The sequence below is a fragment of the Erythrobacter epiphyticus genome, assembly GCF_034653295.1.
Classification (GTDB): Bacteria; Pseudomonadota; Alphaproteobacteria; order Sphingomonadales; family Sphingomonadaceae; genus Erythrobacter.
On sequence record NZ_JAYEEU010000006.1, the window covers coordinates 154,632 to 167,034 of the forward strand.

The following is a 12,403-nucleotide window of genomic DNA, read 5'->3' on the forward strand; positions in this document are numbered from 1 at the left end:
GACCGGCGCGATCCATGAACCTTGATTTCTTTCCCTCGCGCACGCTGACGCTTTACCTCGCCAAGATGTTCGCCGTGCGCATTCTGGCGGTGCTGTTCCTGCTGGTGCTGGTGCTGCTGGCGCTCGATCTGCTGGCGGCGACGGGCAAGATCCTCGAGGTGGCGGGCAATGGGCAGGCCGAAATCCTGCGCTATGCCGGGCTGCGCCTGCCGCAGCTGATTGCGCGGTTCCTGCCCTATTCGGTGCTGCTGGCGACCTTGATCACGCTGGTGACGCTCAACCAGAACAGCGAAGTGGTGGCGATGAAGGCAGCAGGCCTGTCAGCCCATCAGGTGCTTGCCCCGCTGCTGCTGACGGCGGCGATAGTCTCGCTGCTCAGCTTCGGCTTCAACGAACGCGTGGTGACGCGCGCCAATGCCGCACTCAACGGGTGGGAGCGCAGCGGATTCGCCGCGATCCCGCCAGCCCCTGATGTGCGCGCGAATATCTATCTCACCGATGGCACCAACATCCTTGTCGCGGCCAGCCTCTCCGGGCGGGGCGGCACGCTCGAGATGACGGGGGTGACCTGGTATGCCCGCGGGCCGGGCGGGATTATCCGCGAACAGGTCAAAAGCCCGCGCGCGGTCTATGCGGCGCCCGGCTGGCGACTCGAAAAGCCGGTGCGCTTTGACGTGGCGAGCGCCTTGTCCACCCCGCTCGAAACCCTTGTCGTCGGCAAGACGCTGACCCCTGAACGGATCGATCTGCAAGCGGTTGATGCCGATGCGCTCAGCTTCTTCGAACTGCGCGGCACGATTGATGCTTTCGAGGCGACCGGCCGCCGCACCTCGGAACTGCGCGCCAAGTGGTGGCACCGCATCTCCGGCCCGCTTTCGGCGCTGCTGATGCCGCTGCTCGGGTCAATCGCCGCTTTCGGGCTCGCCCGGTCGGGGCAATTGTTTGTGCGTGCGATCATCGGGATGGCGCTGGGCTTTGCCTATTTCGTGGTTGATAATGCCGCGCTCGCGATGGGCAATTTTGGCGGCTATCCGCCCCTGCTTGCCGCGTGGGCGCCCTTCGTGCTGTTCCTGCTGGTGGGCGAGACCGTGCTGATCCGGACCGAGGAGTGAGCAATTGGTCGCTCAGGCTGGCGCGGCCCGCCGATGCGGCGGCCATGCCGCAGATCGAACGCGCTGCCGCGGTCGCCTTTGTCGGAGAGGCGGCAATTGATCCATCCCGCACCCGTTCGCCCGACGATTATGCCCGCCTGATCCGCAAGGGCCACAGCCTTGTCGTCCATGTCGGCGAGGCCATGGCCGGGTTTCTTGTGGCCGAGCCGTTCCGCCGCGAACTCCACATCTGGGAAATGGATGTCTTGCCCGCGTATCAGCGCCGCGGGATCGGGGCCGGGCTGGTGCGCGCTGCGATGATTGATGCGCGCAACACCGGGTTCAACGCGCTCACTCTCACCACCTTCCGCGATCTGGCGTGGAATGCCCCCTTCTATGCGCGGCTGGGCTTCGCAGAGGTCACCGCGCTTGATGCGCACCTGCGTCTCGCGGGTGAACTCGCCAACGAGGTCGACGACGGCTTGCCCGCCGACCGGCGCTGCGCGATGATCTGTTTTCTGGATTGAGCGAAGAAGGGGACCTACCCCCGCTTGCCCATCGTGCTGCGCGCGATCCGGCTGACCAGCGTCAGCATGCCGGGATGATTGGCGCCTTCATAGGTCGACCCCGTGCCTAGTTCGCGCGCCAGACGGCGGTGGGCTTCGGGCAGATCATGATAGGGCATCGAGGGCATCAGGTGGTGCAGCGCGTGATAGCGCAGGCCCACCGGCGCCCAGATTTCCGCAGCCAGCCCCGGCGGCGGCACATTGACGCTGTCGAGGAATTGCGCGGTCACCGTCATCGGTTCGCCTTCGTTCTCCCACAAATGCGCCACCAGCGTGCGCAGCTGGTTGAGCACGGCGGTGAAGGAGAAGATCGCAAGCGCGATCAGCAAGGGCCGCCAGCCAATCACGAACGGGCTGGCAAGCAGGACAATGGCCCACACGCTGGCGAGCGCTTCCTGCCAGCGCACGCGGCGCACCAGATCGCCTTCGGGCGGGCGACGGCGGAATTCCGGATTGATCGAGAGCGCCGAGAACCGCTCCCACACCAAGGTGCGCACCGCCGGGATCACCGCGCCAAGCGGGACCAGCACGGCAAACCGCACTACCAGTGCAAGCGGGGCCAGCAGCGCAACCAGCACGAAGGCCGGCAGGCTCCACGGCTTCATCAGCGCGAGCGGGAGATATTCGGGATCTTCCGCGGTGCCATATTGCGTGCGCTTGTGATGGATGGTGTGGACGCCTTCATACATGAAGCTAGGCGTCAGCATGGGAATCCCGACGAGCAGGTTCCAGCCGGTGCGGAAACCCGGCAGCGCATCGCGGTGGATATGCGTGAGTTCGTGGATGAACATCAGCGCGCGATACAGCGCGAGCGCGGCCACCAGCCCCGCTGCCACCTGCACCGCCAGCGTGTGGCTGAGAATCGCAACGGCAATCCCGGCATAGCCGATCCCTGCCGACAGCAGCATATCGGGCCAGTAAATCCCGGGCCGGGCCTCGCCCAGCCCTTTCGTCAGATCGCGCGCGGCGCGCAGCATATCCTTGTCGTCCACGCTCTGGAACGCCGCGCGGGTGGCGCGAACGGGCGCGTCCTTGCGAACAGGCGCAGCAGCAGAAAGGGATTGGGGCATGGTCATGATCGGGAACTTTTCAACAAATTGGCCGCGCTCTTAGCCCAGATCACACTGCCTTGCCAAACCGAGTGTGGTGATGACAGTGATCGAGGCGCTTGCGCCTGTCGTCAACACACGACACAGACGCACTGATCCAACGCAATACGGGACGATAGCTTTGGCAGACGCACCCCTTAACGCCGCAGACATAGGAATTGTGCCCGTCAGCGACAAGCGCGGGCGGGCGCGCTTCGTCGATTGCGGGCGTGCCTTCTCTGACCGGCTGCCGCATTTCGTGCCGCAACTGCGCAGCGAACAACTTGAACTGATCGACCCTGCGAAAAATCCCTTCTTCGGCCACGGGCGGGCGCAATTCTTCATCGCGACCCGCGGCGGCCGCGATGTCGGGCGGATTTCGGCGCATATTGATGATCTTGCGCTCGCCATGCCGGCCGAACAGGGGTTTGGCCCCGGCACCGGCTTTTTCGGCTATTTCGACGCCAGTGATGAAGCCGTGGCTCATGCCCTGCTGGCCGCCGCCGATGCCTGGCTACGCGCAGAGGGCATGCAGCGGATGATGGGGCCGATCTCGCTCTCGATCTGGGAAGAGCCGGGCCTGCTGGTGCGCGGGCAGGATCATGCGCCGATGATCATGATGGGCCATCACCCCGCAGCCTATGCCGGCTGGATCGAAAGCGCCGGGCTTGGCCGGGCGCAAACCCTGTTCACCTATGAGCTCGACATCAGCAAGGAATTCCCCCCCCTGGTGCAGCGCATTGTCAAATCGGGTGAGCGGAACGCGCGCATCAATGTGCGCCAGGTCGACAAATCGCGCTGGGATGATGAAGTCGCGATCGTGCTCGGCATTCTCAACGATGCCTGGTCGGACAATTGGGGCTTTGTGCCCTTTACCCCCGCCGAAGTGGCCTATGCGGGCAAGAAACTGCGCCCGATCATCTTTGAAGAACTCAACATGATCGCGGAAGTCGATGGCAAGCCTGTCGCCTTCATGCTGACCTTCCCCGATATCAACATGGTGCTCGCGAAAATCCGCGGCAAACTGTTCCCGTTCGGCTGGTTCCACCTGCTGCGCTGGCTGCGCCACCCCAAAGGCGCGGGGATGCGCGTGCCGTTGATGGGGGTCGTCAAGGAGCTGCACAACAGCCGGCTCGCCAGCCAGCTCGCCTTCATGATGATCAGCGCGATCCGCAACGAGGCGCATGGCACCTTCGGTTCAACCCGCGGCGAGATCGGCTGGATCCTCGAAGACAATCAGGGAATGGTGGCGATTGCCGATACCATCGAGAGCCACATCAACCGCGAATATGCAATCTACGCAAAGCCTATCGCCTGATCGGCTTTCCTGAAGAAAAAAGGCCTCCACCCGGGTAGAGTGGAGGCCTTTCGGGATCGTATCACCAGCCGCTTGGACGGGAGGGGGGTCTCGGCGGTGACAAAAGCCTAAATGCGCTTCCGTAACGTCAGTTCCCGGCCCTTTGAAAATTTTTTTGCGGCCCAAAATGCCAGCGGACCTATGGCTTGCGGCGATGCCAGCGTAAGGCGATACCGTGGAACCACACTGGCCATCCGGCTGTTGCCCCACCACATCCCTGTCTCTTGATCCCCCAGCGGAGCGAAGCCCATGTCTCTCGGTCAACAGGTTGCCAGCCAGCTTCCCTTCCTCAGGCGCTATGCCCGCGCGCTGACAGGCTCGCAGACCAGTGGTGACGCGCGGGTGCGCGCGCTGCTCGAAACAGCGCTGAGCGATGCAAGCTTGCGCCAGACGATCAGCGAAGGGCGTATCGGGCTCTATCGGGCTTTCAGCAGCCTGTGGGCCGCACGCAGCCACGAAGACGCCGCAAGCCCGGCGCCGGCAAGCGAGCACGAAGCCGGTGCGCAGGCCCGTCTCGCCGCGATTGCCAGCACCGCGCGGCAGGCCTTGTTGCTGACCACGCTGGAGGAATTCTCCGCCGCGCAGGCCGCCGACATCCTTGGACTATCGACCGAAGATGTCACCGCGCTGGTGGCGCAGGCGGTGGCCGAGATTGAACGCGAACAGGCGACCTCGGTGCTGATCATCGAGGATGAACCGCTGATTGCAATGCAACTCGAACATCTTGTCGGTGGGCTGGGCCATATGATCTTTGGCACCGCGGCGACCCGCACCCAGGCGCTTGAGGTGATGGGCGACAAAGTTCCGGGTCTCGTGCTGGCAGATATCCAGCTTGCCGATGGCTCATCAGGGCTTGATGCCGTCGACGATATCCTTGCGATAGCCAGCGTGCCGGTGATCTTCATCACCGCCTATCCCGAACGCCTGCTGACCGGTGATCGGCCCGAGCCGACCTATCTTGTCACCAAGCCGTTTCAGGAAGCCACGGTGAGGGCCGCGATCAGCCAGGCGCTGTTCTTCGGTTCGAGCCGGCCTTTGGGCTGACGCTTCGGGCCACCTACCGCGCCTCCCCATCCGGCCACCAATGATACCATCAGGCTATGGTGGCCGGGTGGGGAGGCGGGGTGGGCGGTCTGAGATGCGCGCAGCGCAAAAAGCACTTCACGCGCGGATGCGGAAATCACCGCGCCGTCGCACCGGCACCCGCATCACGCAGGTCACGCCTTCGGGCGCGAAATCGAGCGTGACCGGACGGCGCAATTCATGCGCGACAATCTTTTCGATCAACTCGGTCCCGAACCCGCGCCGCCGGGTCTGCGCTACGGGCGGCCCGCCGCTTTCGCGCCAGGTGATTTCGGCAAGGCCTTCCTCGACCATTTCCCAGCTGACCGCGATGGCCCCGCCCGGCACGCTCAGCGCGCCATATTTGGCCGCGTTGGTCGCCAGTTCGTGGACCGCAAGGCCAAAGGACAGCGCATCATTGGGCGCGAGTTCGACCGGCGGGCCTTCAATGGTGACGACCTGTTCGGACGTGGTGCGGCAATGCTGCAATTCCGCCTCGATCACTGCACGGATCGGTGTGGTCCCCCAGTCGGTGCCGGTCAGAAGATCATGCGTGGCGGACAACGCCCGGATGCGCCCTTCTAGACTATCGGCAAATTCATCGAGATCATCGGTGCGCCGCCGCGTCAGCGACAGGATCGAGAGCACATTGGCGAGCGTGTTCTTGACCCGGTGATTGAGTTCGCGGCTCAGCGAATTGCGGATCGAATGCTGTTCCTCGAAGAAGGCGAGCCGCTTCTGATCCTCATAGGCCTGCTGGGTCAGCAGCCGTGCCAGCAGCATCAGCAAGCTGGCGAGCGCGAGCCCGAAGAACAAGGTCACCATCGACAGCGGGGCGAGCACCTGCGGGCCCGCCGCCTCGACCACCAGCAGCAGCTTGCGATTGGCGATGGTCACCGGCTGTGCCAGCCGCTCCGTCCCGCCGCCCGAAAGCGAATGCGCGACGAGCAAGTGATCGGTCCCCGCCTTGCCATCATAAAGCCTCACGCCCAGCGGCGGCCTGTCGCTCGCCCCGACCGCCGAATCGAGGAAGGTGCGGGCGTTGAACGGGGCATAGACAAAGCCGCGTAACTGCGCTTCGCCGCCGCTTGCCGGAGGCGGCGCGAACACCGGCATGAAAATGATGAACCCCGGCGCATAGCCGCCCGCGCTTTGCGCGACCTGAATCCGTCCGGAAGTGACCGGACGGCGCAGCCGCGCGGCCTCGTCCATCGCAGCCGCGCGCACCGGATCGGAATACATGTCATAGCCGAGCGAACGCTCGCTCGCCGCGCTGCGCGGGGCAAACATCATCACCGGGGCGATGCGCGGCTTGGTGTGGCTCGCCGGCGGGCGGACTTGCGGAAAGCCGGGGCGGGTGCGGCGGGTTTCGGCCATCAACTGCGGCAGATCGTCCTTGTCGGTCACCGCGATCCAGCCCACCCCTTCGGCCCCGCGCACCCCGACCGCCAACTGCAAGGTGGCGACAAAATTCTCGAACCTCTGGGGCGAGACCTCATCCAGCGCCGAAAACAACGCCGATCCGGCCCGCAGATAGGCCGAAAAGCTGTTGCCCCGCCGATCAAGCGCGGCGGCAATGCTTTGCGCATAATCGCGCATCGCGGCGCGTTCCCGCGTGCGCGCGTTGCTTTCGATCGCGAACACGCTCACCAGCGTGATCGCGGCGATGGTGATGAAGATCACCAGCGGCACCGCGCGCGGATAATCGATCAGCCAACGCCGCGCCCGCCCCCCTGCGGGAGGCGCGATCACCGCGGCCGCATCACGACCCGCAAGGGTTGGAGAAGGGGGCGCCTCGTTCATGAGGGGTGCTGCGGGGCCTTTCGGAACATGCCTGTCTGCCAAGCGGAACCAAACACATGGCGCATCGTTCCGCGTGCGTCCATGCCATTGCTACCGTAGTGGCAATGGACATTGCCCACAGATCGGTTCAAGGTCAGCAGGAAACGGGCGGGATCAAGGAAGACCTAAGCGCTTATGGCCTCTGATGGCTCCAACAAATTTCCGCGGCAGGCGGGCTCCGGCACGGCGCGGCGGCGCGGCGGCGCCAAGGCGGCACCGGAGTGGGCTGACGGGCTGAAACAGCTTTATGATGCGGTGGTGGAGGAAGACCTTCCCGACCAGTTCCTTGATCTTCTGGCGAAGCTCGATGAACAGGAGATGCCGCCGCAGGGCCGGGGAGGATCGTCTTCCTCCGGCCAGGGCGATGCCCGATGAGCGAGAGCGATCCGGCCACCCCGCTGCGCAGCGCGCAGGACAAGGCCGATTTCAAGCGCCAGTTGACCGCTGTCGTGCCGCATCTGCGCGCCTTTGCCCGGGGACTGTGCGGCCGTCCCGACATGGCGGATGATCTGGTGCAGGAAACCATGCTCAAGGCATGGGCCGCGCAGGACCGGTTCGAGCCGGGCACCTCGATGCGCGCCTGGACCTTTGTCATCCTGCGCAATGCCTATCTCACCGATATGCGGCGCAACCGCTTTCGCGGCGAATATGACGAAGGCGTCGCCGAACGCATCCTCACCGCGCCCGCCGGGCAGGAAGAACCGATCCACCTCTCCGATCTGCACCGCGCGCTGCTGACGCTGCCTGCCGAACGGCGCGAGGCGTTGTTGCTGGTGGGCGCAGGCGGTTTTTCCTACGAGGAAGCCGCCGCGATTTGCGGCTGCGCCGTCGGCACCATCAAGAGCCGCGTCGGCCGCGCCCGCGCCGCGCTGTCGGAAATGCTCGCAAGCGGCAATATCCCGCAGCGATCGGTCGATGATGCCACCGCCCACCGCGCGATCCTTGAAGAACTCGATGCCGTGTCGGGGGGCTATATGGGCTCACCCGATGATGGCGACGAGGATTACTGAGCGCCGGTCAAGCAAAAGCCCGCCGCGCCGGGTGGTGCGACGGGCTTTGCTGTTATCCATAAGAGCGGACGCTTACGCGTAGGTCCACACCGTCCCGCGCGCGAGGTTCTCGGACGCGAAAGCCCAGTTGAGCTTGTTCTCGACCACCGCATCAAGATAGCTCGGGCGCTTGTTCTGGTGATCGAGGTAATAGGCGTGTTCCCACACATCGAGCACCAGCAGCGGGTTGAAGTCGCTGTCGGCCAGCGTGTCGGCATCGTGGGTTTCCTCGATGCTGAGCTTGCCGTCCTTCTCGGCCAGCCACACCCAACCGCTGGCGAAGTGGCCGACGCCGCGATCCTTGAGCTGCTGCTTGAGCGCATCAACCGAACCGAAGGCCTCGTCGATCTTGGCGGCGAGTTCGGCCGAAGGCGCGGTGGTGGCCGGTGCCATCGAGTGCCAGTAGAACGCGTGGTTCCAGGTCTGCGCCGAATTGTTGAACAGGCCCTGATTGGTCCCGCGCGAGGCCGCGATGATCGCTTCGAGCGAAGCCTCGGCGTGCGGCGTGCCGTCAATCGCGGCGTTCATCTTGTCGACATAGGTCTGGTGATGCTTGCCGTGGTGGAACGACAGGGTCTCGGCCGAGATGGCCGGGGCCAGCGCGTCATCGGCGTAAGGCAGGGGAGCGAGTTGGAAAGCCATGGATTCCTCCGGATTGGGGCAGGGATGATGAAACTCTACTGGCAACGCATGTCGGGTGACATGGTTGCGCTTTCAAGCGTGATTTACGCTGCCTGATGACTTTCTGATACGGCGCGGTCAACCGCGCTTGTGACAGCGACATTCATGGTAACATTGCCGAGCGTGCGCATCAGATCGGGCAGCATTTCGACCGCAACCAGCAGCGCCAGCGGCTCGACCGGGATGCCCATCGCCAGCGCGATCGGCCCGATCGAGACGACAAAGCTGATCGATCCGGGCAGGCTTACCGCCGAAAGGCTGATGATGCTCGCGATCAGGATCCCCGCCACCGCAATGGCGAAGGGCACTTCGATCCCGGCGAGCGCGGCGATGTAATAGACCACCGCAAGATTCATCGCCGAACTGGTCGCGCGGAAAATCACCACCGCGAGCGGCAAGACGAATTCGGCGGTCGAGACCTTGAGCCCGAGCCGCCCGGCGCTGTCGAGCATGGCGGGCAGGCTGGCGAGCGAGCTTTGGGTCGACAGCGCCACCGCCTGCGCCGGCAGCACTGCCCCTGCAAACCGCATCAGGCCGGTGCGCCCCAGCCCTGCCGCGATGGCATAGGCCAGCACGAGGATGAAGGTGCCCATCGCGGTCACACTCAGCACATAATGCCCGAGCGCGGTGAAGGCCCCGCCCCCGCTTTGCACCCCGACTCCGAAAGCCAGCGCGAACACCCCGACCGGCGCAATCGCCAACACCCAGCCGATGATCAGCAGCATGACGTTGCCGAGCGCGTGGAAGAAGCCGAGCAGCCGGTCAGACTGGTCGGCAGGCAGGCGGGTGATGGCCACGGCGAACATCACGAAGAACAGCGTGAGCGGCAGCATCGCGGTTTCGGCTGCGGCAGCGAAGATGTTGGGCGATACCAGCGAGGCCATGAAATCGAGCACCCCCGGCACCGCCCCAACATTGGCGGGGGTCTGCGCGAGGAACGCGCCCGCGCCTTCGGGCACGGGGAAGGCATCAAGCAGCGCCGGCATGGCGAGCGAGGTGAAGGCCCCGCCGCCCAATTGCACCGCGATCATGATCAGCAGCATCCGCCGTGCGACCGTGCCGACCCGCGCAGCGAGGATCATCTGCACCAGCCCCAACACCAGCAGCGCTGCCACCAGCGGAATGATCGTCATCTGCAAGGCGCGCAGCCACAGGCCGCCAATCAGCGCGGCCAGCTCGCTCGCCCAGGCGGGTGCGCCCAGTGCTGCTCCGGCAATCCCTGCCACCAGCCCGATGATCAGCGCGGCAAAGGTCAGCGCAACCGGCAAGCGGATCGATACCAGCGCGAACCTGCCTGCCTCCGCCGAACCGGGGTTATCCTTGTCCTGCAATGTCGTGTCCTTTGTGCGGGCTTCACGCCCTTCCCTTTGCGCGATAACCGCGCCACAAGCAGGGCACAATCACACAAGCACTATCGGGGGGCACACAAAGTCTATGGCGCGCAAGTTCTTCGGCACTGATGGGATTCGCGGGCGCACCAATGCCGGCGTCATGACGGCAGAAATGGCGATGCGGGTCGGGCAGGCGGCGGGCACTTTCTTCGTGCGCGGCGGGCACCGCCACCGCGTGGTGATCGGCAAGGATACGCGGCTGTCGGGCTACATGGTGGAAAGCGCGCTGGTGGCGGGCTTCACCAGTGTCGGCATGGATGTGATCATGACTGGCCCCCTGCCCACCCCCGCCATCGCCCTGATGACGCGCGAAATGCGCGCCGATCTCGGCGTGATGATCTCGGCGAGCCACAATCCCTTTGCCGATAACGGGATCAAGCTGTTCGGGCCGGACGGGTTCAAGCTGTCTGACGAGGCCGAGGCCGAAATCGAACGTCTGATGGAAGGCCCCGTCACCCTCGCCCCGGCAGAGAAGATCGGCCGCGCGCGGCGGATCGATGATGCGCGCGGGCGCTATATTCACGCGGTCAAACAATCGGTCTCCTCCGAAGTCAGCTTTGATGGGCTGAAGGTGGTGGTCGATTGCGCGCATGGGGCAGCCTATCAGGTGGCCCCGCTCGCGATCTGGGAATTGGGCGCAGAGGTGATCGCGATGGGCGTTGCGCCCGATGGCACCAATATCAATGATGGCGTGGGATCCACCGCGATCGGTGCCTTGCAGGCGCGCGTCGTTGCAGAAGGCGCGCATATCGGCATTGCGCTGGATGGCGATGCCGATCGGCTGATCGTGGTCGATGAGAAAGGCCACGCCGTCGATGGCGATCAGATCATGGCAGTGATCGCCACCCGGATGCACGAAAAAGGCGCGCTGCGCGGCGGCGGGATTGTCGCCACGGTGATGAGCAACCTTGGCCTCGAACGCTATCTCGCCGCGCAAGGTCTCACGCTGGCGCGCGCCAAGGTGGGCGATCGCTATGTCCTCGAAATGATGAAGGCCGGCGGGTTCAACGTGGGCGGCGAGCAATCGGGCCACATGATCCTGCTCGATCACGCGACAACGGGCGATGGGACGGTCGCCGCACTGCGGGTGCTGACCAGCCTCGTGCGATCGGGCAAAGCGGCGAGCGAATTGCTCCACGCCTTCGATCCGGTGCCGCAATTGCTGCGCAACGTGCGCTTTGCGGGGGGCAAGCCGCTGGAGAACGCCAATGTCAAGGCGGTGATCGCCGATGCCGAGGGCGAGCTGGCCGGAAAGGGCCGCCTCGTGATCCGCCCTTCGGGCACCGAACCACTGATCCGCGTCATGGCCGAAGGGGATGACGCAGCGCAGGTCGAAGCGGTGGTGGCGCGCATATGCGCTGCGGTCGAAGCGGCGGTTTAGGAGGTTGCGCGCCCATGCTTGAGATGCGCCCCGATTGCGAGCGCTGCGGCGATGATTTGCCCGCCGAGGCCGCTGGCGCTTTCATCTGCTCGTTCGAATGCACCTTTTGCGCGCCCTGCGCCGAAGCGCTCTATGAGCGCTGCCCCAATTGCGGCGGCGAATTGCTCGACCGACCAACGCGGGCAAAAGCGCTGCACGCGAAATTCCCGCCTGCAACGGCGCGCAAGTTCAAAAGGTAGGCGCGCTGGGCCAGCGTCCGCTTTGGCGGGCTTGGCGAGAAAAGCTGCTGTTCAGCAGGACCCCATTAGCGCCATCTCCACTGTCGGCCGGCAACTCCCCGCCAGCCAGGCCGCGGGATATTCACGGTCAGCCCGCTGAAGACATGCTCTGGCTCTTCCCTGCCTCCGTCCGGCAAAGGGCTGCGATCTCGAAGAGGGCTTGGCTCACAACCTTGGCACGGTCAGGGCCGTAGCGGCCTGATAGATCAGAAAGCGCCTCGCCGAACGGCCTGTAGATATTGGCGAGCACCATCCAGGCCTCGCTCGTCGCTTCGACAACCACCGCGCGTCCATCGTTGGGGGAAGACTTCCGACTGACGAGGTTCTTCCTCTCGAGCCTGTCGATCAAGGTCGTGACCGATCCCTTGGTAAGCGCGAGTGTCTCCGCGATCCGTGTGGGCGAGACGGGGCCTCGCTCGAGCAGATTAAGACAGCGCAGATCGTTGCGCGAGACGCCAAGAACCTTGGCTGCCCTTTCGTCGAGCGCGTCGATGGCGGCGTGCAATTCCCGGCACGCCGCCACGACGCCGGCGTCGTCCTGCGGGCCTTGCTGCGAAGTCAGATCGTCCATGAACTTTTTTTGCCTTTACGGGAACCGAACAGCAAGTATTTTGATT

At 64.7% G+C, this 12,403-nt stretch carries 13 protein-coding genes; 8 read left to right on the forward strand and 5 right to left on the reverse strand.

Features of this window, described 5'->3' with window-relative positions:
- Positions 1-14: 14 nt before the first annotated feature.
- Both lptG and SOQ14_RS05110 read left to right on the forward strand, forming a co-directional pair.
- Positions 15-1,112: an LPS export ABC transporter permease LptG gene (gene lptG / locus SOQ14_RS05105; RefSeq protein ID WP_322896977.1), complete on the forward strand. Its 1,098-nt coding sequence runs from the start codon at positions 15-17 to the stop codon at positions 1,110-1,112.
- Positions 1,109-1,618 (forward strand): GNAT family N-acetyltransferase, encoded by a 510-nt coding sequence (locus SOQ14_RS05110; protein ID WP_322896978.1) that lies wholly within the window; start codon positions 1,109-1,111, stop codon positions 1,616-1,618. Before lptG ends, SOQ14_RS05110 begins: the two co-directional genes overlap by 4 nt.
- Positions 1,619-1,632: 14 nt before the next feature.
- On the opposite strand, the gene SOQ14_RS05115 is transcribed toward SOQ14_RS05110, so the two are convergent.
- A complete protein-coding gene (locus tag SOQ14_RS05115; protein ID WP_322896979.1) occupies positions 1,633-2,733 on the reverse strand; it encodes a fatty acid desaturase family protein in 1,101 nt (366 codons plus the stop codon).
- A 193-nt stretch (positions 2,734-2,926) separates the two neighbouring features.
- Here SOQ14_RS05115 and SOQ14_RS05120 point away from each other — a divergent pair, with 193 nt between their 5' ends.
- Both SOQ14_RS05120 and SOQ14_RS05125 read left to right on the forward strand, forming a co-directional pair.
- Entirely contained in the window at positions 2,927-4,063 is a 1,137-nt protein-coding gene (locus SOQ14_RS05120) for an N-acetyltransferase (protein WP_322896980.1), read from the forward strand.
- Between the two features lie 288 nt (positions 4,064-4,351).
- Positions 4,352-5,146, forward strand: a complete 795-nt coding sequence (locus SOQ14_RS05125) for a response regulator (RefSeq protein WP_322896981.1) — start codon at positions 4,352-4,354, stop codon at positions 5,144-5,146.
- A gap of 117 nt (positions 5,147-5,263) precedes the next feature.
- Here the strand turns inward: SOQ14_RS05125 and SOQ14_RS05130 are convergent, their stop codons facing one another.
- Positions 5,264-6,967: a CHASE domain-containing protein gene (locus SOQ14_RS05130; RefSeq protein WP_322896982.1), complete on the reverse strand. Its 1,704-nt coding sequence runs from the start codon at positions 6,965-6,967 to the stop codon at positions 5,264-5,266.
- Between the two features lie 174 nt (positions 6,968-7,141).
- Here SOQ14_RS05130 and SOQ14_RS05135 point away from each other — a divergent pair, with 174 nt between their 5' ends.
- Complete coding sequence (locus tag SOQ14_RS05135; RefSeq protein ID WP_322896983.1) at positions 7,142-7,381, forward strand: NepR family anti-sigma factor; 240 nt, start codon at positions 7,142-7,144, stop codon at positions 7,379-7,381.
- Positions 7,378-8,016, forward strand: coding sequence for a sigma-70 family RNA polymerase sigma factor (locus SOQ14_RS05140; RefSeq protein ID WP_322896984.1), 639 nt, complete (start codon positions 7,378-7,380; stop codon positions 8,014-8,016). The genes SOQ14_RS05135 and SOQ14_RS05140 overlap by 4 nt, the downstream gene beginning before the upstream one ends.
- Positions 8,017-8,088: 72 nt before the next feature.
- On the opposite strand, the gene SOQ14_RS05145 is transcribed toward SOQ14_RS05140, so the two are convergent.
- On the reverse strand, positions 8,089-8,697 hold the full coding sequence (locus SOQ14_RS05145; protein ID WP_322896985.1) for a superoxide dismutase: 609 nt from the start codon (positions 8,695-8,697) through the stop codon (positions 8,089-8,091).
- Between the two features lie 83 nt (positions 8,698-8,780).
- Positions 8,781-10,067 (reverse strand): dicarboxylate/amino acid:cation symporter, encoded by a 1,287-nt coding sequence (locus tag SOQ14_RS05150; protein WP_322896986.1) that lies wholly within the window; start codon positions 10,065-10,067, stop codon positions 8,781-8,783.
- Between the two features lie 103 nt (positions 10,068-10,170).
- Between SOQ14_RS05150 and glmM the strand changes: the two genes are divergently transcribed.
- Together glmM and SOQ14_RS05160 are read left to right on the forward strand one after the other, a co-directional pair.
- Positions 10,171-11,508, forward strand: a complete 1,338-nt coding sequence (gene glmM, locus SOQ14_RS05155) for a phosphoglucosamine mutase (RefSeq protein ID WP_322896987.1) — start codon at positions 10,171-10,173, stop codon at positions 11,506-11,508.
- A 14-nt stretch (positions 11,509-11,522) separates the two neighbouring features.
- Entirely contained in the window at positions 11,523-11,747 is a 225-nt protein-coding gene (locus tag SOQ14_RS05160; protein ID WP_322896988.1) for a DUF1272 domain-containing protein, read from the forward strand.
- A 127-nt stretch (positions 11,748-11,874) separates the two neighbouring features.
- Here SOQ14_RS05160 and SOQ14_RS05165 read toward each other — a convergent pair whose 3' ends face one another.
- Positions 11,875-12,357 (reverse strand): MarR family winged helix-turn-helix transcriptional regulator, encoded by a 483-nt coding sequence (locus tag SOQ14_RS05165; RefSeq protein WP_322896989.1) that lies wholly within the window; start codon positions 12,355-12,357, stop codon positions 11,875-11,877.
- Positions 12,358-12,403: the final 46 nt, after the last annotated feature.